14 protein-coding genes are annotated in these 18,998 nt (G+C 61.1%); 12 read left to right on the top strand and 2 right to left on the bottom strand.

Annotation, left to right across the window (positions count from 1 at the left end; translation table 11 throughout):
• Nucleotides 1-906 precede the first annotated feature (906 nt).
• Both FFI16_RS30850 and FFI16_RS06770 read left to right on the top strand, forming a co-directional pair.
• The gene (locus tag FFI16_RS30850; RefSeq protein ID WP_371923618.1) at nt 907-1,599 is read left to right on the top strand and encodes a methyl-accepting chemotaxis protein; all 693 of its coding nucleotides are present in this window, start codon (nt 907-909) and stop codon (nt 1,597-1,599) included.
• Between the two features lie 190 nt (nt 1,600-1,789).
• The gene (locus FFI16_RS06770) at nt 1,790-2,416 is read left to right on the top strand and encodes a glutathione S-transferase family protein (protein ID WP_138814633.1); all 627 of its coding nucleotides are present in this window, start codon (nt 1,790-1,792) and stop codon (nt 2,414-2,416) included.
• 27 nt (nt 2,417-2,443) lie between these two features.
• Here FFI16_RS06770 and solA read toward each other — a convergent pair whose 3' ends face one another.
• Complete coding sequence (gene solA, locus FFI16_RS06775; RefSeq protein ID WP_138814634.1) at nt 2,444-3,607, bottom strand: N-methyl-L-tryptophan oxidase; 1,164 nt, start codon at nt 3,605-3,607, stop codon at nt 2,444-2,446.
• A gap of 253 nt (nt 3,608-3,860) precedes the next feature.
• On the opposite strand from solA, the gene FFI16_RS06780 reads away from it, so the two are divergent.
• The 8 genes from FFI16_RS06780 to FFI16_RS06815 all read left to right on the top strand — a co-directional run bounded on the left by FFI16_RS06780 (nt 3,861) and on the right by FFI16_RS06815 (nt 17,146).
• The gene (locus tag FFI16_RS06780; protein ID WP_138814635.1) at nt 3,861-4,373 is read left to right on the top strand and encodes a sigma-70 family RNA polymerase sigma factor; all 513 of its coding nucleotides are present in this window, start codon (nt 3,861-3,863) and stop codon (nt 4,371-4,373) included.
• Entirely contained in the window at nt 4,370-5,323 is a 954-nt protein-coding gene (locus FFI16_RS06785; RefSeq protein ID WP_138814636.1) for a FecR domain-containing protein, read from the top strand. The genes FFI16_RS06780 and FFI16_RS06785 overlap by 4 nt, the downstream gene beginning before the upstream one ends.
• A 192-nt stretch (nt 5,324-5,515) precedes the next feature.
• Complete coding sequence (locus tag FFI16_RS06790) at nt 5,516-8,455, top strand: TonB-dependent receptor (RefSeq protein WP_138814637.1); 2,940 nt, start codon at nt 5,516-5,518, stop codon at nt 8,453-8,455.
• A 105-nt stretch (nt 8,456-8,560) separates the two neighbouring features.
• Nucleotides 8,561-11,458 carry a TonB-dependent receptor gene (locus FFI16_RS06795; protein ID WP_256666235.1) on the top strand — a complete coding sequence of 966 codons (2,898 nt, stop codon included), beginning with the start codon at nt 8,561-8,563 and terminating at the stop codon, nt 11,456-11,458.
• A gap of 162 nt (nt 11,459-11,620) precedes the next feature.
• The gene (locus FFI16_RS06800; RefSeq protein ID WP_138814638.1) at nt 11,621-13,477 is read left to right on the top strand and encodes an extracellular solute-binding protein; all 1,857 of its coding nucleotides are present in this window, start codon (nt 11,621-11,623) and stop codon (nt 13,475-13,477) included.
• A complete protein-coding gene (locus FFI16_RS06805; RefSeq protein WP_138814639.1) occupies nt 13,464-14,528 on the top strand; it encodes a microcin C ABC transporter permease YejB in 1,065 nt (354 codons plus the stop codon). The genes FFI16_RS06800 and FFI16_RS06805 overlap by 14 nt, the downstream gene beginning before the upstream one ends.
• Complete coding sequence (locus FFI16_RS06810; protein WP_178112640.1) at nt 14,528-15,550, top strand: ABC transporter permease; 1,023 nt, start codon at nt 14,528-14,530, stop codon at nt 15,548-15,550. Before FFI16_RS06805 ends, FFI16_RS06810 begins: the two co-directional genes overlap by 1 nt.
• Nucleotides 15,551-15,565: 15 nt before the next feature.
• Nucleotides 15,566-17,146 carry an ABC transporter ATP-binding protein gene (locus tag FFI16_RS06815; RefSeq protein ID WP_138814641.1) on the top strand — a complete coding sequence of 527 codons (1,581 nt, stop codon included), beginning with the start codon at nt 15,566-15,568 and terminating at the stop codon, nt 17,144-17,146.
• A 23-nt stretch (nt 17,147-17,169) separates the two neighbouring features.
• Here FFI16_RS06815 and FFI16_RS06820 read toward each other — a convergent pair whose 3' ends face one another.
• Complete coding sequence (locus tag FFI16_RS06820) at nt 17,170-17,520, bottom strand: hypothetical protein (protein ID WP_138814642.1); 351 nt, start codon at nt 17,518-17,520, stop codon at nt 17,170-17,172.
• A gap of 215 nt (nt 17,521-17,735) precedes the next feature.
• On the opposite strand from FFI16_RS06820, the gene FFI16_RS06825 reads away from it, so the two are divergent.
• Nucleotides 17,736-18,488, top strand: a complete 753-nt coding sequence (locus tag FFI16_RS06825; RefSeq protein WP_138814643.1) for a hypothetical protein — start codon at nt 17,736-17,738, stop codon at nt 18,486-18,488.
• A gap of 15 nt (nt 18,489-18,503) precedes the next feature.
• Nucleotides 18,504-18,998: a hypothetical protein gene (locus tag FFI16_RS06830; RefSeq protein WP_138814644.1), complete on the top strand. Its 495-nt coding sequence runs from the start codon at nt 18,504-18,506 to the stop codon at nt 18,996-18,998.

Below are 18,998 nucleotides of genomic sequence, written 5' to 3' on the forward strand. Positions count from 1 at the left end.
GACGGCTACGACCGTTTCACCGCCGCGTTGACGGCGCTGCAAACCCTGCGCGAGCAAATCACGCTGGACACAGGCCTGATCCTCGACCCGTGGCTGGAAACCTACCTGCTGATGCAGATGTCCACCCAGCACACCCCGGACCTAATCGAGCGCATCGGTCGCACGGCCAGCGTCGGCCAGTCGTCCATCGCCTCGGGGCAGTTCACCTTGCAAAGCCGCTTGCAGATGCGCGACCTGCGCGGCCGTATCGGCGATGCACGCGACCAATTGGCCAAGGCCGCCGCTTCGCTAAAAGCCAAGCAATATCCCGGGATCGAGCCATGGACGGCGCAATATGACAGCAGCCTGCTGCTGCTGGATAACCAACTTAAAACCTTGGACGACGGCGTGTTTGGCGGCACCATCAAATTGGATAGCGCCGCCTTCGACAGCAGCGTCGACAGCATGCTGGGCGCGTTGGGGGCGTTGCGCAGCCAGTCGCTGAACTCACTGGATGCGCGCCTGAGTTACTACCGCGAACGCTCGCTCCAGCACTTTATTCCGGTAGCGGCGACGTTCAGCCTGTTGGCGCTGGCCGCGCTGTACTTGTTTATCTGCCTGCAAGCCTCGATCCGGCGCAGCGCCAGTGGCATCACCACACTGGCCGAGTCCCTGCGCGACGGCAACCTGTGCGTCGAGGTAGCGGTAGAAGGCCGCGATGAGCTGGCGGCAATCAGCACCGCGCTCAATGTCGCCGTGATGCAATTGCGCACCAGCCTGCTGGGCGTCAACCACGAGACCCAGCAACTCGGTTCAGCCGTGCTGACCCTCAATAGGCAGTCGGGCAGCACCCTCACTGAGGTTGAAGACCAACAACACCAAATCAGCCAGATTGCGGCCGCCGCGACCCAACTGGCCGCCACCTCCATGGGCGTGGCCAAGAGCTGCGAGCAGGCGTCGGGCAGTGCGCAGCACACTCGCCGGATTGCCGAAGACAGCAGCCGCGACAGCCAGCGCACCACGGCAAGTATCCAGCAACTTAACCAGCGCCTGACCGACACCGCCAACGCACTGGAGCAGGTCAGCCAGCAGGGCCAGCAGATCCAATCGGTGGTCGACACTATTCGCGGCATTGCCGAACAGACCAACCTGCTGGCGCTCAATGCCGCCATCGAGGCTGCGCGCGCGGGCGAGCAGGGGCGTGGTTTCGCCGTGGTGGCTGATGAAGTGCGCAGCCTGTCGCAACGCACCCAGGCGTCCACCGCGCAAATCGCCGGCACCGTAGACAGCCTGCGCGCCACCGTCAGCCAAGCGGTCAGCCTGATGGGCGCGGCGTGCGACCAGGCACTGACCGATGCCGAATCCGTGACGGGCCTTGGCACCCGCCTGGGCGAAATTGCCGGTGCGGTGCAACACGTCACCGACACCCTGGCGCAGATCGCGGCAGCGGTGGAAGAACAGGCCGCAACGGCCGATGAGGTCAGCGGTAACATCCAGCAGGTCGACCAGGCGGCAGGGCGCTTGCTGGACGGCGCACGGGCGGTGAATCAGGCGGCGGACACCTTGAGCAAGGGCAGCCGGGCATTGAGTGATAACACCGCGCGGTTCCGGCTGAGCTGAAGCACTGGCAGTTGAACAATAGGTACCGCCGATACACCCAGGCATTCGTTCCGGGGCTTACCTATCGCAAATGGATGCTTGAAGCCCACAAGCACAACCAGCGCTACGGACGGCGGGTCCTGCAAGGGCACTCCACTGGGCCGGCGTAGTCTCATGCCCACACACCCAACCTTGTTTTGCGGAGCTGCCCATGATCACCGTCCACCACCTGAACAACTCGCGCTCACAGCGCATCCTCTGGTTGCTTGAGGAACTCGGCCTGCCCTACGAGATCAAGCGCTACCAGCGCGACCCGAAAACCAACCTGGCGCCCCCGGAACTCAAGGCGATCAACCCGCTGGGCAAATCCCCGGTCATCGAAGATGGCAGCCTGGTATTGATCGAGTCCGCCGCCATCATCGACTACCTGATCCGCCGCCACGGCCAAGGCCGCCTGCAACCTGATCCTGCCACCGCCATCTACGACAAATACGTGCAATGGCTGCACTTTGCCGAAGGCTCGGCGATGCTGCCGTTGATGCTCAACCTCTACGTTGGTCGTTTGGGCGAGGCGGGTGCGCCCTTGCACCCGCGTATCGAATCGGAAGTGGCCAATTACCTGGGCTATTTGAACAGCGTCCTGGCGGACACGCCTTATCTGCTGGGTGATGAACTGAGCGGCGCGGACATCCAGATGAGCTTTATCGGCGAAATCGCCAAAGCCCAAGGCAAGTTGCCAGCCTATCCAAACCTGGCGGCCTGGGTGCAACGCTTCCAGGCGCGACCTGCGTACCGCAAGGCGGTGGAGCAGGGCGGCGAGTACGCGTTCGCCAAGTAAACTGGCGCCTGGTCTCAATGCCTGGGCCTATTGTCCCTCGAAGCGCTTCAGAGAAAATGACGACAGGTCCAGGTCACTCGACCCGCGCATGCACCACTGCGCAAACGCCTCACCCAGCGCCGCCGAATGCTTGAAGCCGTGCCCCGAGCACGGCGACACCACCAGGGTGTGCTGCAACGAGGGGTGTTCGTCGATGATGAAATCGTGGTCCGGGGTGACGGTGTAGGCACACACCGCCGACTTGACCACGTTGGCCGACACGCCAGCGATACGGCCCTTTACCTGCTGCTCGTACATCTCCCGCGCTTGCGCCGCCGAGACAGTGCGGTCCAGCGTTTCAGGCGTGGCCGTGGTGTGATACTGCGCCGTGGCCAGCTTCATGCTGCCTTCGCCGGGCAACGCCGGGAACCCATAGTGCGTCTGATCCTGCCCGTGCGTGAGGATGTAAGTGGGCGATTTACCCACCAGATCTGCACCGGCCTCAAGCGCGAACCAAAGCAACTGTTGCCGGTAAACACTGAGCAGTCGATCAAACGGCGCGCCGAGTAAACCGCCGGCCCAGTTGCCCGCACTCACCACCAGCTTGTCGGCCTGTAGCGTGCGCTGGTCGGTGGTCACCGTGACGCCGTGGGCATCCGAACTGATGTGCGTCACCGTCTCGCCCTTGTACAGCGTGGCGCCGTGTTGCTCGGCCAGCGTGAGCTGCACATCAATGCAGCGCTCAGGGCGCACAAAGCCACCGCCGGGCTCGTAGTAGCCGATGGCGCTGTCCGCCACCTGGGCAAATTGGGGGAAGCGCTGGCGAATCTGCGCAGCGTCCAGCAACTCATGTTCGATGCCATAGGTCTGCGCCAGGCCGATGGTACGCAGGGTGAAGTCGGTTGCATCGCTGGGGTCGAAGTCATCACGGGAGGTGAGCACCAGCAACCCCGATTGCTCAAACAGCGCCTGCCCCGACAACGCCTCAAGCTCACGCCAGATAGCGTGCGAACGCCGCACGATGGGCACATATTGCGCGCCTTCGCCCACCGACAGCCGCGTAATACGCGTATCGCCATGGCTGGAACCAAAGCTGTGGGGCGGGTGGTGACGGTCTATACCGGCGACGTTTACCCCGGCTTTTGCCAGTTGATACAGCGTGGCGGCACCCATGGCGCCCAGGCCGATGACCAGTGATTCGTAGCGTTCCAAGGTGGGTACTCGCGTGTGAGGGCAGGGCAGTAGTTGAGGGGAATGCGCGGGAAAAAACAATCGAAATTGCGGCAGGCTGAATTCCCGAGCATGACTATGCGGTCTGTTTACATATGCCAATTACATAGTTCTGTGAAATTTTTTATTCTTTCCTAACCTATGTCCCCTTCATGCAAAGTCCGCCTTTCCTGCGATGACTTTCCATCGCTCTCGACCGCAAGGCCCAATGGCCGTTATCCGCATGGAGCATGCAATGGGTGTGAATCAGAACCTGCACTTCGGTCTGATTGGCCAGATGTTCAAAAGTGACTACAGCTGGCTGTGCGCGCGCGTTGGCCGGGCGATGGGATGCCCGCATGGGGCTCAGGACATCGCTTCGGAAACCTTTTTACGGGTGCTGGCGTTACCGGACCCTGCGGCCATTCGCGAGCCGCGGGCGTTGTTGACCACCATTGCGCGGCGCCTGATGTATGAGGGCTGGCGCCGCCAGGACCTGGAGCGCGCCTACCTGGAAGCGCTGGCGCAGGCGCCGCAACTGGTGCACCCGTCGCCGGAGGAGCGTTTGTTGTTGATCGAGACGCTGCTTGAGGTCGACCGTTTGCTCAACGGCTTGTCGGCCAAGGCCAAGGCAGCGTTCCTGTATCACCAACTGGACGGTTTGACCTATGCACAAATTGGCGAGCGGCTGGACGTTTCGGTCAGCCGGGTGCAGCAGTACATGGCTGATGCGTTCAAGCGCTGCTACCTGGCGATGGCGCAGCCATGAGCAGTACCGTAGCCGATGAGGCCATCATCGAGGAGGCGGCGCAGTGGATGGCATTACTGCAGTCGGGGCATGCCAGTGCCCAGGAACAGAATGCCTTTCGCCGCTGGCGCGAGGGCGACCCACGTCGCGCCGAAGTCTTCAACAGGATGGGCAGCGGCCTGTCGATACTCGGCAACGAAGGCCTGCGGCGCATGCCCCGCGAGAACTTGCTGCACACTTTGAACGCACCTTCGGGCCGTCGCAGTTTTTTGCGCACGACCCTGGCGCTGGCCGGCTTCGCTTCTCTGGCAAGTATCGTCACGCGGCTGTCCGACAACTGGCTGCCATACGGAACCCTGCGCACTGGCACGGGCGAGCGTTTGAACCTCACGCTGGAAGACGGCAGCGCGTTGAGCCTGGATGCACGCAGTAAGGTGGTGATGCAGTTCGACCCGCAGCAACGGCTATTGCAGTTACTCGATGGCAAGCTGCTGGTGGACGTGGCCAGGGACAGCCTGCGCCCGTTTATTGTCGAGACCGAACAAGGCCGCATGCGTGCGTTGGGCACGCGGTTCCTGGTGCAACAGGGCGAAGGCCAAACGCAAATCACGATGCTGCACTCCCAAGTGCAGATCACCACGCGCAGCGGCGCCATACAGGTCATCAATGCCGGCCAGAAAGCCACGTTCGACACACAAGGCGTTCTCAAGCTGGAAGCCGCCAGTGGCGGCGAGGCGGCCTGGACGCAAGGCCTGCTCCAGGTACGCGACCGTTCACTGGGTGAAGTCGTGGAGGCGTTGCGTGACTACCGGCGCGGTATTATCCGCGTCAGCCCCGAGGCGGCCAGCCTGCGTTTGAGCGGGATTTTCCCGCTGGACGACAGCCAGAGCGCCCTGCAATTGCTGGCCAAATCCTTGCCGGTGCAGATCGATTATCACAGCCCGTATTGGGTCAGTATCGAGCGCCGATAAAATAATTTATCGGGGCCCTATAAAAAACCCGAGGTTGTTGCACACCTCAATGCAGGCAGAGATTTATCCACCTGCACGCGCGCTGTTGTAGCGTTATAAACCCATGCTTTTTTAGCCTAACGGCGGCCTATAAAAACTCCTGATTGGTTGTTCAACCCATCAACTGCATAACACTGATGGGGAAGCTCAACCATGCAATTCACACACCTCAGCCGCTCAACGCTGGCGGCGTTGTCTCTGGCCATTGGCGTGACCTTGACCGGTCATGGCGCCATCGCTTTCGGGCAGCCGGCGCCGGTTGCGGCCGCCCAAGCCCGCACCTTCGACTTTGATATCGCCAGCGGCCCGCTTGACCAGACATTGCTTGATCTGTCGCGCCGCAGCGGGCAGAACATCGCCTTCCAGCAAGACCTGGTGCAAGGCCTTACCAGCGCACCTGTGCGCGGCCGCTTCACCACCGAGCAAGCGTTGCAGCAGGCCCTGCGCGGTTCAGGCCTGGATGCCGTGGCGAGTGGCGACGGCGGTTGGGTGCTGCATCGGGTCACCAAGGCGCCCGCTGCCAGCGTCAAGCCTGCCGCCGTGGCGGCCAAAGTACCCGGCGATGTGGCCCTGGAAAAAGTCGTGGTCACCGGCTCGCGCATCGCCCGCGCGCAAGTCGAAGGGCCGTCGCCGGTCACGGTGATCAGCAGCGAAGAGATCACCAATCGGGGCTACAAAAACGTCTACGACGCCATCGCCTCGCAAACCCAGAACACCGGCATGACCCAGGGCGAAGACTATGGCAACACCTTCCAGCCGGCCGCCAGTGCACTCAACCTGCGCGGGCTGGGGCCCAACCACACGCTGGTGCTGATCAACGGCCGGCGCGTGGCCGACTACCCCACGGCCTACGATGGCATGGTCAACTTCACCAACCTTGCGAACATCCCGGCGGTGATGATCGACCGCATCGAAATCCTCAGCAGCGGCGCCTCGGCGGTGTATGGCTCGGATGCGATTGCCGGTGTGGTCAACATCATCCTCAAGGACAAGATCAGCGGCGTGGATGTCAATGTGCGCGGTGGTTATGCCGAACGGGGCGGCGGTGACAACCAGCGCCTGCAAATCAGCGGTGGTGACAGCTGGGGCGATTTTGACGGCGTGTTCGGCCTGGAGCTGACCAACCGCCAGCCGATCTGGAGCAACCAGCGCGGTTTTATGACCGACGGCCCGGCGGTCAATGTCGGCTACCGGCGCAACCTCGACAGTGGTGCATACCTGGGACCCGGTTGCGGTGCCTACGGCGGTATCTACAACGGCAAGCTGGGCAATACCGGCAACCGCTGCACCACCAACCAGTACTACAACGACTACTCGACCCTGCAAGCCGAGAAGGAAAACTACGACGGCTACACCCGTGGCACCTGGCACTTCAGCGACAGCGGCAAGGTGTTTGCCGACTTGATGTTCGGCTTCGATCACACCCAGAACAACACGCGTGGACCGAGCTTCACCTCGCCGGACTTTATCAACCAGACCACCGGCAACCTGGAGCGCTGGTCGCGCAATTTTGCCGCGGAAGAAATCGGCGGCAAGACCAGCAACAACAGCAAATGGCGCGAGCTGTCCTGGACCGGCACCCTGGGGCTTGAAGACAAGTTCGCCAACAGCGACTGGGGTTATCAACTGGCGGCCAACCGCTCCGAATACACCAGCGACCGCACCACCCGTTACACGCCGTTGAGCGGCATCCGCGACTACTTCCTGGGGCCGCAACTGGGCACGCAGGATGGCCACCCGGTGTTTGCCCCGGACCCGTCGCGGCTCGACCAGCCGCTGACCGAAGACCAGTGGCGGCAGTTTCGCGGCAACCTGGTGCAAAAGAGCAAGTCAGTGTCCCAGACCTTCAGCGCCAACATCAACGGCGACCTGTTCGACCTGCCGGCCGGGCCGGTGGGTTTTGCCGGCGTGACCGAAGTGGGGCGCCAATCCTACAGCGTGCATGTGGATGACCAACTCAATGACGGCACCTTCTACAACACCACGCCAGCCTCGAATTCCGGTGGTTCGCGCGACCGTTATGCGGCGGGCGGCGAGTTCAGCATTCCCGTCACCGACACGCTGCTGGCCTCGGCCGCCGGGCGTTGGGATCAGTACAAATTCAGTGGCCGCTCCGAGCAACAGAAAACCTACAACCTGGGCCTTGAGTGGCGGCCGATCAACAGCCTGCTGTTTCGTGGCAGCTATGGCACCAGCTTCCGTGCGCCGGACCTCAACTACATCTACCAGGCCGACACCAGAGGCTACAAACCCGACCAGATCGACTACTACGGTTGCAGCAAGGGCATCGAAAGCGCGTGCAATCGCGGGCGTGTCGACTACACCCAAAGCGGCACGCCGGACCTTGCGCCTGAGCGCGGTAAATCCTGGACCTATGGTGTGGTCTGGTCGCCGTCGCGCCAGTTCGATGTGTCGGCCGACTTCTGGCGCGTGCAGATCAAAGACCTGCTGACCACCGTCGACATCAACCGCCTGCTGCAACAGGAAGACCAATGCCGTAACGGCCTGCTCGACGCCACCACCTGCGCCGATGTGCTGGCGCGTGTGCAACGTAACGCCGGCAACGCCGCCGTCGACCCGAACCAGTTGCAACAGGTGCATATCAATGCCATCAACGCCGCCAGCGAGCGGGCCAGCGGCCTGGACCTCAAGAGCAATATCCGCTGGGGCGCCGGCGAGTACGGCGCGTTCAGCTCGGTGATCGGCTACAGCCTGGTGCTGTCTCATTACCTCAAGGACTCGGATGAGGCGCAAACCCAGAACGTGCGCAGCAGCACCAACTTCTACGACTGGCGCAGCAAGGTCAACGCCAGCCTCACCTGGGATTATCAGCGCTTCACCACCACTCTGACCGGGATGCGTTATGGCAGCGTCACCAACGGCGCGGGCACCGGGCGCTTGTCGCCGTGGGCCACCTTCAACGCCAGTGCGCGCTACCAGGTGACGGACGCGGCCAGCGTCGGCCTGACCGTCAATAACCTGTTCAATACCTACAAGCATGATGACTCCGCGTGGCCGTACTACCCGGTCGGCAACTACGACCCTTACGGCCGACAAGTCTGGTTGGACGTGAGTTACCACTTCGGCAAATGAGTGCATAAGGACATGCGTTAACGGTCTAACCGGCGCCCTATAAAAACCTCGGCGCCGCCGCACAACCCTGCATACCCAGACCAAAGGACAGGGAGCCCTCGACGCATGCCTATGCCACGACACACACGCTTTTTACTCAGCCTCGCCGCCACGGTCGCCACCGGCACCGTGGTCGCCACGCCGCTGGATATTCCGGCCGGTTCGCTGGACAAAACCCTGCTGAGCATTTCCCAGCAAAGCGGCAAGCCGATTTCGTTCGAGCAACACTTGGTCAGCGGCCTGAATGCGCCGGCGATCAAGGGCGATTTGAGTGCCGGTGAAGCCCTGCAAATCGCCCTGCAAGGCACCGATTTGCAGGACAGCGAAAGCGCCAGCGGCATTGTCTTGAGCGCCGCACCGCCGGTAGCCGCCACTGCTTCAGTCGCGACCGGCGTGGAAAGCCCCTCGGTGATCCCGCAATTGCAACGCATCGAAGTCACCGGCAGCGCCATCCGCCGGGTCGATGCGGAAACCGCTGTGCCGGTGACCATCCTGCGCACCGAAGAACTGAAAAAACAGGGCGTCACCAGCACCGAGCAACTGATCAGCCGTATTGCCGCCAACCAGTCCTCGGTCGGCTCCGGTCGCTCGATCGGCTCCAGTAGTGGTGGGGCGGCCTTTGCCGATTTGCGCGGTATCGGCCCGAACAAAACCCTGGTGCTGCTCAATGGCCGCCGCCTGGCCAACAACGCCACCAATGCGATCAACGGCTCGGGTGTCGACCTCAACACCATCCCGTTTGCCGCCATCGACCGCGTGGAAGTGCTGCGCGACGGCGCCTCGGCGCTGTATGGCACGGACGCCATCGGCGGGGTGATCAACTTCATCACCAAAAAAAGCGTGACCGACGGCCAACTGACCCTGGGCGGCAGCACGCCAACCCGTTCCGGCGGCGGCGAAACCAATAACTTCAGCGGCAGCTGGGGCTTTGGCGACCTGGAAGAAGACCGCTTCAACGTGTTCGGCGTGGTCAGCCACGACAAACAGCAAAGTCTCAAGGCCAAGGACCGCGACTACACCTACAACTACCAGCCGGGCCGTGGCCTGGATTATTCGTCGGGCATCGCCTCACCGGCCAACTACAGCCAGGGCGCGAACGCGAGCAACCCGTTGGCGGCGTCCGGCTGTAATGCCCCCGGCTTGATTTCGCGCAGTGGCATCTGCCGGCAATCGCTGTGGAGCTACCTGGACCTGGTGCCGGAAACCGAAAAGACCTCGTTTTTCGGCAAGGCCAGCGGCAAATTGGCCGACGACCACACCGTGAGCCTCGAATATTTCTGGGCGCGCAACCTTAACCGCACCCAAATCGGCCCCGGCTTGTTGCAAGGCCTGCAAGTGCAACCCGGCACGCCGTACTACCCTGGCAACGGTATCACTCCAGGCCCGACTCAATTTGCGCTGGACCCCACGCAACCGGTGGACGTGAACTGGCGCGAAAGCGAAGTAGGCCCGCGCAAGCATGAAGACGACAACGTCGGCCAGCGCCTGCTGCTGACCTTCGAAGGCACCCTGGCGGGCTGGGATTACAACGTCGGCGCGGCCTACAACCAGAACAAAGTCACTAACGCGATCCAGAGCGGCTATGTGGATGACCGCGCGGTGGCCAACGGCATCAACACCGGTGTGATCAACCCGTTCGGCCCGCAGTCAGCCGCCGGCCGTGCATTGCTGGATGCCAGTGGTGTGGATGGCGATTACGGCACCGCGGTGGGCCGGGTCAAAAGCATTGATGGGCGCATCAGCCGCGACATTGGCGACTGGTTCGGCGCGGGGCCGTCGGCGCTGGCGCTGGGCGGTGAGTACCGCAAGGAAGACTTCCACCAGGACTTCGCCGACTTTGCCGCCAATGTGCAAAGCCTGGGCGTCGACCCGGCCGCCACAGTGGCGGGTGACCGCAGCGTGTCGGCGCAATACGCCGAGGTGAATGTACCTGTGCTCGACAGCCTGGAACTCTCCGCCGCGTTGCGCCATGACAAGTACAGTGACTTTGGCAACACCACCAACCCCAAATACTCGTTCCGCTTCCAGCCGTTCCGCGAGCTGGTGGTGCGTGGCGCCTACAGCGAAGGCTTCCGGGCACCGTCCTTGTATGAGCTGTACAACCCCAACTTCACCACCTTCACCGTGGCCAACTACAACGACCCGCGCCTGTGCGCCGGTGGCCGGCCGAGCAACGGTGGCCTGGCCAACCGCGACTGTGCGCAGCAGTTCTTCAGCCGCAATGGCGGCAACCAGAGCCTGAGCCCCGAAACTGCGCGTAACGTGACTTTGGGCTTTGTGTACCAGCCGGTCACCAACCTGTCGGTGGGCCTGGACTTCTGGTGGATCAAGATCGCCAACCAGATTGCTGAATTCCCGGAGTCGGCGGTGTTTGAACAACCGGACTTGTACGCCGACCGCATCGTGCGCAAGGCCGATGGCTCCATCGACCATATCGTCACCGGGCTTGCGAACCTGGGTAAGGTCAAGACCAATGGTGTCGACGTGAGCCTTGACTACCGCTTTGCCGAATCCAAGTTCGGCCAGTTCGGCGCCAACCTGCAAGGCACTTACGTTGATCGTTATGTGTACCAGCAGCAGCTCAAAGGTGACTACATCGACAAGGCCGGTGACTTTCGCGGCGGTGATTTTTCCTCGGCTGGCGCCGTCGCGCGCTGGCGTCACAGCCTGACCGGCACCTGGAACCAGGGCCCGCTCGGCGCCTCGCTGACCAACCGCTACACCAGCGGCTACAACGACTACAACCGCGCCTACCACGACAAAGTCGGGGCCTGGAGCGTGTGGGACGTGGCCGGCACTTATACCTGGCGAGATACCGCACAGATCACCGTGGGCGTACAGAACCTGTTCGACCGCGAGCCGCCGTTCAGCAACCAGACCTCGACGTTCCAGAGCGGTTACGACCCGCGTTACTCCGACCCGTTTGGACGCACGTTGTATAGCCGGGTTTCCTACAACTTCTGAGCCTGAAATACAGCCTCAAGCACAAAGCCAATCAACTGTGGGAGCTGGCTTGCCTGCGATAGCGGTGTATCAGTCGATGAAATACTGACTGACAGGGCCTCATCGCAGGCAAGCCAGCTCCCACCCTTGATCTTCAGTGTTTTCAAGAAAGGAGCCACCGTTGTGACCCTGTTTCGTTTCATCTTGGGTACGCTACTGATAGGTCTGTGGGCGCCGTTTTTGCTGGCTCAACCCACGCACGCGCTGACCGTATACGGCGAGGCGCCAAAATACCCGGCGGGCTTCCAGCACCTGGATTACGTCAACCCAAACGCCCCTAAGGGCGGCAGTTTTCGTCGCTCGTCCATGGAAGGCGGCGCGTTCGACCACCTGATCCCCTATGTCGACAAAGGCACCGGCATCACCCAGATCCAGGGCTGGCTGTACAGCCCGTTGGCTTACCGCGCGCAGGACGAGCCCTACACCGTGTACGGCCTGGTGGCCCAGCGCATGGAGCTGGCGGACGACCACACCTGGATACGTTTTTACCTCAACCCCAAGGCGCGTTTTGCCGATGGCACGCCCATCACCGCCCAAGACGTGGCCTACACCTTCAAGCTGTTCATCACCCAGGGCAGCCTGGCCTACCGCCAAAGCTTTGCCGATGTGGACCAGGTGTTGGTGGAGTCGCCGACCCAGGTGCGCTTTACCTTCAAGAGCGCCGACAACCGCACCTTGCCGCTGGACATCGCCTCGTTGCCGGTGCTGCCGGAGCATTGGTGGCGCGGGCGCAATTTTGCCAACGGTGGTGGCTTTGAACCGCCGCTGGGTAGCGGCCCTTATCGCATCAGCGCAGTGGACAACGGCCGCAGCGTCACCTTCGAGCGGGTCAAGGACTGGTGGGGGCAAGACCTGCCGGTCACCAAAGGGCAGTACAACTTCGACACCCTGCGCCTGGAATTTTTCGCTGATACCGATGTGTCGCGCCAGATCCTGCAAGCCCAGGGCTATGACTTTAACCGTGAGTTTTCGGCCACCAGTTACTCGGTGGGCTACGACGGCGAAGCCCTGCGCGACGGGCGCCTGCAACGTGAGCAACTGGCGCCCAACGCCGTACAGGGCACCCAGGGGTTTGTGTTCAATCTGCAAAAACCGCAGTTCCAGGACCGCCGCGTGCGTGAGGCGCTGAGCCTGTTATGGGACTTCGACTGGAGCAATCGGCAGATGATGCACGGCATGTACTTGCGCCAGCGCAGCTTCTTTTCCCGCAGCCCATTGGCGGCCAGTCAGCTGCCCGACGCCCAGGAGCGGGCGCTACTCGAACCCTGGCGCGGCCAGGTGCCGGAGGCGGTGTTCGATGAGGTCTATCAACCGCCGCACACCGACGGCAGCGGGCGCATTCGGCCCCAGCAGGCGCAAGCCTTGAAGTTGCTCGAAGCGGCGGGCTGGACACCCAAGGGCGACCAATTGGTGAATGCCGAGGGCACGCCGTTGCAGTTCACCTTCCTCAACAGCCAGAAGGGGTTCGAGCGTTTGTTGCTGCCGTACAAGCGCAACCTGGCGCAGATCGGCATCGGCTTCAACATTCGCATGATCGACTCCGCCCAGTACACCAACCGCGTGCGTGCCAGGGACTACGACATGATTGTCGTCGGCTATCCGGTCAGCCCTTCGCCGGGCCGCGAGTTGATCAACTACTTTGGCTCCGAAAGTGCCGACGACCCGGGCTCCAACAACTATATGGCGCTGCGCAACCCGGCAGTAGACGCATTGATCGATGGCCTGGTGCGCGCCAATGACCGTCCGAGCATGGTGCGCTACGCCCACGCCCTCGATCGCGTTTTGCAGTGGGGCTTCTACTGGATTCCCAACTACTACCCGCCAGGCTCGTCGTCACTGTGGTGGAACCGTTTCGGCCGCCCGCGCACCGCGCCGCTCAATGAAGTGGGGATCGACACCTGGTGGGAGCTGAGCCCGACGCCGCTGACCACCGCGCAAATGCGCGAACTGACTGAGGTGAGCCAACATGCTGGCCTATAGCGCACGCCGTTTACTGCTGATCGTGCCGACCCTGCTGTGCATTCTGCTGGTCAATTTTTTTATCGTGCAGGCCGCACCCGGTGGCCCGGTGGAGCAAGCCATTGCGCGCCTGCAAGGCATCGGCACCCAGGCCTCCGTCGCCGGCACCCGTGTGGAAGCGGGCAGCAATGAGTCGCGCACCACCCGTGGCCTGGACCCTGCGCTGTTGGCCGATATCGAGCGCCAATATGGCTTCGACAAACCCCTGGGCGCACGCCTGTGGCTGATGCTCAGCAGCTACGCGCGACTGGATTTTGGCGACAGCTTCTTTCGCGGCGCCAAGGTCACCGACCTGATCCTGCAAAAACTGCCGGTCACTTTGTCGCTGGGCTTTTGGGCCACGCTGATCTGCTACCTGGTGTCGATCCCGCTGGGCATCCGCAAAGCCGTGCGCCATGGCAGCCGCTTTGATGTGTGGAGCAGTGCGGCGGTGATCATCGGCCATGCCATGCCGGCGTTCCTGTTTGCGTTGTTGCTGATCGTGGTGTTCGGCGGTGGCAGCCTGTTGAACTGGTTCCCGGTGCGCGGGCTGGTCTCGGAAAACTTCGCCAGCCTGTCGTGGGCGGGCAAGGTCGTCGATTACTTCTGGCACCTGGTGCTGCCGGTGTCGGCGCTGGTGATCGGTGGTTTTGCCACCCTGACTATCCTGACTAAAAACAGCTTCCTCGATGAAATCAGCCGCCAGTACGTGGTGACCGCACGGGCCAAGGGCTTCAGCGAAAAACAGGTGCTGTACAAGCACGTGTTTCGCAACGCCATGCTGTTGATCGTGGTGGGGCTGCCCCAGGCGCTTACGGCCATGCTGTTCGGCGGCTCGCTGCTGATTGAAGTGATTTTCTCCCTCGACGGCCTCGGCCGCCTGAGCTACGAAGCGGCCGTGGCGCGGGATTACCCCGTGGTGTTCGGCACGCTGTTTATCTTCACCTTGGTGGGGCTGGTGATCAAATTGCTCGGTGACTTGTGTTACCGGCTGCTGGACCCGCGTTTGGATTTCTCTGCGAGGGCGCATTGATGCAGGCTTTTTCCCCGACCACACGCCGGCGCTGGCTGCACTTCAAACGCAATCGCCGGGGCTGGTGGTCGCTGTGGTTGTTTCTGGCGCTGTTCGTCGCCTGCCTGGGCGGTGAGCTCTTGGCCAATGACAAACCCTTGCTGGTGTCTTACCAGGGCGCATTGTATTTCCCGGCATTCGAGCGCTATACCGAGCAGGATTTTGGCGGCACGCTGCCGTTTCAACCGGACTATCGCGACCCTTACGTGCGCGAATTGATCGAAGGGCAGGGCGGCTGGATGTTGTTCGCGCCGGTGCCGTTCAGTTATGACACGGTCAACTACGACCTCACCGCACCTTCGCCCACGCCGCCCAGCGCGCAGAACTGGCTGGGCACCGACGACCAGGCGCGGGACGTGCTGGCACGGGTAATTTTCGGCACCCGCGTGTCGCTGTTATTTGCGCTGGCATTGACCGTGGTGAGCGCCTTGATCGGTATCGCCGCCGGCGCGCTGCAAGGCTATTACGCCGGCTGGATCGACCTGCTGGGCCAGCGCCTGATCGAGATATGGTCCGGGCTGCCGGTGCTGTACCTGCTGATCATCCTTTCCGGGTTTGTCGAGCCGAGCTTCTGGTGGCTGCTGGGGATCATGGCACTGTTCTCCTGGCTGACCCTGGTGGACGTAGTGCGCGCCGAGTTCCTGCGCGGGCGCAACCTGGAATACGTGAAGGCCGCGCGCGCCCTCGGTGTGGGCGATTTTGCGGTGATGCTGCGGCACATTTTGCCGAATGCGGTGACCGCCACCTTGACCTACCTGCCGTTCATTCTGACCGGGGCGATTTCCACACTCACGGCCCTGGATTTTCTCGGCTTCGGCATGCCCACCGGCAGCGCGTCGTTGGGTGAGTTGATCGGGCAGGGCAAAAACAACCTGCAAGCCCCATGGTTGGCGCTGACGGCGTTTTTTGCGCTGGCGCTGATTCTGTCCCTGTTGGTGTTTATCGGCGAAGCCTGCCGCGACGCCTTTGACCCTCGATCCTGATAAGCGAGCCGTGCCGTGACTGATGCGTTGATTGAAATCCGTAACCTGCAGGTGGCGTTCGAAGGGCACAAGGCGGTGCGTGGCATCGACCTGGATATCCGCGCCGGCGAATGCCTGGCGCTGGTGGGCGAGTCCGGCTCGGGCAAGTCGGTGACCGCGCATTCGATCCTGCAATTGCTGCCGGCGCACACCACGCGCACCCGAGGCAGCATTCGCTACCTGGGCGAAGAACTGCTCGGCGCGCCGCCTGCGCGCCTGCGCCAGATCCGTGGCGACCGCATTGCCATGATCTTCCAGGAGCCGATGACCTCGCTTAATCCGCTGTACAGCATCGAGCGCCAACTGTCCGAAACCCTGCTGCTGCACAAAGGCCTGGGCGGTGCCGCCGCACGTGAACGGGTGCTGGAGCTGCTCGAACTGGTCGGCATCCAGCAGCCGCGCCAGCGCCTGAATGCTTACCCGCATCAACTCTCCGGCGGCCAGCGCCAGCGGGTGATGATCGCCATGGCATTGGCGTGTGAGCCGCTGCTGTTGATCGCCGACGAACCTACCACCGCGCTGGATGTGACCGTGCAGCGGCGCATTCTCGCGCTGCTCAAAGACCTGCAACAGGGCTTGGGCATGGCGCTGTTGTTGATCAGCCACGACCTCAATGTGGTGCGCAGCATCGCTCAGCGCGTTGCGGTGATGCGGGCGGGGCAGATCGTCGAACAGGCTGACTGCCAGGCGCTGTTCGCCGCACCGCAACATGCCTATAGCCGTCAGTTGTTGGAGGCCGAGCCCGAAGGACGTGCGCTCGACCGTGAACCGGCGGGTAACCTGCTGGAGGTCGACGACCTCAGGGTCTGGTTCGCCCAAGGCGGCCTGTTGCGGCGCAAACCTCCGATCAAAGCGGTGGACGGCATCGGCCTGCGCTTACAGCGCGGCAAGACCTTGGGGATTGTCGGCGAGTCCGGCTCGGGCAAGTCCACACTCGGCCAGGCGATCCTGCGGTTGATCGACGCCCAGGGCAGCATCCGCTTTCAAGGCCAGGCCCTGGACGCGCTCAAAGGCAAGGCACTGCGCCCGTGGCGGCGCAAGTTGCAAGTGGTGTTCCAGGACCCGTTCGGCAGCCTCAGCCCACGCATGAGCGTGCAGCAAATCATCGAAGAGGGCCTGCGTGTACACACCGACCTCACTGCCGCCCAGCGTGAAGCCGAAGTGATCAGCGCCCTGCGCGACGTCGGCCTCGACCCCGACACCCGCCACCGTTTCCCCCACGAGTTTTCCGGCGGGCAACGCCAACGCATCGCCATCGCCCGCGCGCTGGTGATCAAACCGGACCTGATCCTGCTCGACGAACCCACCTCGGCGCTGGACCGCACCGTGCAAAAACAAGTGGTGAGCCTGCTGCGCCGGTTGCAGGAAGAGCACGGCCTGACCTACCTGTTTATCAGCCATGATTTGGCCGTGGTACGCGCATTGGCGCACGACTTGATGGTGGTCAAGGATGGCGTGGTGGTGGAGGCGGGGAGTACCGAGCAATTGTTTGAAGCGCCGCAGCATGCGTATACGCGAGACTTGCTGGTGGCGTCGTCATTGCAGCCACAGGAATAATCAGTTCCCACATTAGCGCCGCGTCAGGCCAGGCGTGCCCGCCAATCACCGCCATGCTGGAGGTTGCAGGCTTCTTCGCAGTCAAAACGCACGCAGCGCTCGATTTTCACGGGGGCCACCTCGGCATCTTCCAACGCCGCAGCCGTCAGTTCGCGCATACGTTGGTCCGCGCCGTTTGCCAGTGCCAATTCCTTATTGGCCCGCGTATCGAACACCCAAATCACCCGCAGACTGTGCGGGAACACGGCGTAATCAACCGTGTGAGTCAGCCACTCGAAGCCCGGGATTTCAGCCTTGGCGGTTTCGCAGGCTTCGGTCAGCGTGGCGACCAGGCGGCGTTCGAGGCGGGCGGTATCGCGTTTGCTCATGGACATAAAGGCGCTCTTAACGGTGAAGGATGAGAATCCATTGAGGGCTTCGCACGTTTTTATGTGCTCCTTGAATTCGCAGGTCGAAACTGAACGATACAGTGATAGCATTATGAGATTGCCGCTGGGCGAGGTGAGCAAGAGATAGGCTGACGAGAGCGTCCACTAGCTGCGTTCACCTTGGTATCAAAGTCGTTGAAAAAAGAACGTGATAATAGATTATGAAAGTAAAGCGTGAGAAGAGCGAAGCTGGGAAGTACAAAGCTATCTTGGCAAGGCTGCTGGCCTTGGTAAGTGTGATTTTATCGCTATCTGGGGCGATAGGGTTGATCGGAGTACTGGATGACTTAGCGTCATGGGCGAAGTTTGGACGTTACATAGTTGAAAAAGCCCAGCTCATAGGGTTAGAGGATATCATATCAGTCTCATTGTCCGTGTTGCATGCCGTGTCAGAATGTTGGCGTGGACTGTTATATCCGATATTTGATTTTTTCACATCTTGGTTGCCGTTCAAAATTCCAACGCTGATCAAGGATGCAGTGCTCATTATTTCATTTGTCTTGATTGGGCGGAAAAAAGCGTTTGGTGTATTTTCTCGGAGTGTGGATGGTGAACAGGTGCTTATATCACGAATAGTTTATAAGTATCTGAAAGACGCTAATCAAAAATTTTTGTATTTTTCTCCGAGGGAGGCAAAGGAATATCTCCTAATGCGTACTGCTGATAAGGGTATTCTTGAGTCATACGAAATTTCAATGGTCGCAAAATTTGATCGCTGCTTTGGAGAAGATGCTGAGACATTTGCCTACGATGTACTGACACATCCGGACCTGCAAGAATATCGCAAGCAACATTGGTCCGCGTTGAAGTGGTCAGACCGACTTAAAATGTTGGTTTATACGTTGGCAAGCGTGGTCGTTGTGTTTTTGTTACTTGATTATATTTATCTGTTGCAACAGACCGCTGGTCAGTGAGTAGTAAGGAGTATGATGATTTCCAATGCCAACAATAAAGATAAACAGGTTGCAATGACTAAGCGCGAAAGGCTCGATGTGGAAAATCAAGCGCGGTTGGCATGCTCAAGGGTCTTCTCATGTCGCGCTGAATCCAAAAAACTTGTCGTCGGTGCTAAAGGCCCTGTGCATGAGTTTGATATATTTTTCGAAGGGGTCGTGATTGGTGGGGTTAGTACGAGCACTTATAAAACGTCTAGGGGTAATCCGAATACAAGCTCGCGTGACCGAGCATGCGCAGAGCTGTTATGGCTATCACTGTGGCCAGGGCAAGAATCGCGAGTTCATGTACTGACAGATAAGCCTCTTGCAGATTGGCTTTTCAAACGATTCGACAATGCACCTTTCCTTATTAATATCGATATCTATTATTATGATGTGGCGCGCGACGCGCTCGCTTTTGTAGGCAGTGTGGGTGCGGGCTCCTTCTGCGTCGAGGAGTATTTGTCGGATGACTTGATTCCAGCTTAA

Source organism: Pseudomonas sp. KBS0710, assembly GCF_005938045.2.
In the GTDB taxonomy this organism is placed as follows: Bacteria; Pseudomonadota; Gammaproteobacteria; order Pseudomonadales; family Pseudomonadaceae; genus Aquipseudomonas.